This is a genomic window from Microbispora sp. H10885 (assembly GCF_014161415.1).
Lineage (GTDB): Bacteria > Actinomycetota > Actinomycetes > Streptosporangiales > Streptosporangiaceae > Microbispora > Microbispora triticiradicis.
Window position 1 is genome coordinate 1 of record NZ_JABBWY010000030.1, and the last position, 1,718, is coordinate 1,718.

Genomic DNA, 1,718 nt, shown 5'->3' on the forward strand with positions numbered 1-1,718 from the left:
GCCCTAGAAGGCCACTGAAGATCTTGCGTTCTGGCCTCGTTCTTTCTGGGATGAGGCCACAGTGGGTGCTGTGCAGGGTGAGTGGGCTGGGGAACTGGTCGGGCCGGATGTGTGGCAGACCTGCAGGGAGCTGATCCCGGCAGGCAGCGTGTTCGCGTTCTTGGCCGAGCATCGCCAAGCCCTGTTTCCCGCAGGGATGTTCGCGGACATGTATCCCTCACGCAACGGGCGGCCGAGCATGCCGCCGCAGGTCCTGGCGGCTGCGGTGGTGCTGCAGACGCTGCATGGCCTGTCGGACACCGACACCGTGCAGGCGTTGCGGTGTGACCTGCGCTGGAAAGCGGCCTGCGGGCTGGGACTGTATGACACCGCCTTCGATCCGTCGCTGCTGACCTACTTCCGGCGGCGGCTGGCGCGCTCCCGCAGGCCGAACCGCCTGTTTGAGGCCGTGGGTGAGGTGGTCGCGGCGACCGGGGTCCTGGCGGGCAGGCAGCGGCGGGCGCTGGACTCGGCGGTGCTCGACGACGCGGTCGCAACCCAGGACACCGTCACCCAATTGATCGCCGCAATCCGGCGGGTGATCCGTCACGTGCCCGGCGCCGCCCAAGTCGCCGCCGAGGGTTGCACCGCTCATGACTACGCCGATCCGGGCAAGCCGCGCATCGCCTGGGATGACGAGCAGGCCCGGGCCGTGCTGGTGGACGCCCTGGTCACCGACGCCATCCGGCTGCTGGCCGGCCTGCCCGCCCAGCCCCTGGACGAGCAGGCGGCCACCGCCGTGGGACTGCTGGCCCTGGTCACCGGCCAGGACGTGGAACCGGCCGAAGACTCCGACGGCCGGGACGGGCGCTGGCGCATCGCCCAGCGCACCGTCCCCGACCGGGTGATCTCCACCGTCGATCCCGAATCCCGGCACGTGCACAAGACCCGCACCCACCGCCAGGACGGATTCAAGGCCCACGTGGCGGTCGAACCCGAAACCGGCCTGTTCACCGCCGTGGCATTACGGCCCGGATCCGGTGCCGCTCATCACGAGGCCGCCCTCGCCGCCGACCTGCTCGCCGAGGAGACCAGCCCGGTGGAGGTCTTCGGCGATGCCGCCTACTCCACCGGGGCCTGCCGCCACGCGCTCACCGACGCCGGGCATCGTGCCGTGATCAAACCCGCACCCCTGCGCCCGGCCGTGCCCGGCGGATTCGACCTGGACGACTTCGCCATCGACACCGCAGGCAGCACCGTGACCTGCCCGGCCGGGCACCAAGTCCCGTTGTCGGCACCGTCGGGCCGCAACCAGCAGCGCAAGGCCTTCTTCACCAGCCAGTGCGCCGGCTGCCCACTACGCCCGCGCTGCACCAAAGCCAAAGCCGGGCGCATCCTCGCCATCCGCCCGCACCACGACGAGCTTGCCGCCGCCCGCCGGCAAGCCGCCACCGATCCGATCTGGCAGAACGACTACCGGCGCTGGCGGCCACCCGTCGAACGCGCCATCGCCTGGATCGTCGCACGAGGCAACCGGCGATTACGGTACATCGGCACCATCAAGAACAACGCCTGGCTCCACACCCGCGCCGCCGCCCTCAACCTGCGAACCCTGATCAACCTCGGACTCACCCGGACCGGCAACGTCTGGACACTGGTTCCAAACTCACCTGCGTGAACCACGGGCCGACCACAAGCACCGGCGGTCATCGAGACAAGATCTTCAGTGGCCTTCTAGG

At 69.9% G+C, this 1,718-nt stretch carries 1 protein-coding gene; it reads left to right on the forward strand.

Translation table 11 applies throughout. The features are described 5' to 3' along the window. The first annotated feature begins 70 nt into the window (after positions 1-70). A complete protein-coding gene (locus HHX37_RS35330) occupies positions 71-1,657 on the forward strand; it encodes an IS1182 family transposase (protein ID WP_182883991.1) in 1,587 nt (528 codons plus the stop codon). Positions 1,658-1,718 lie beyond the last annotated feature (61 nt).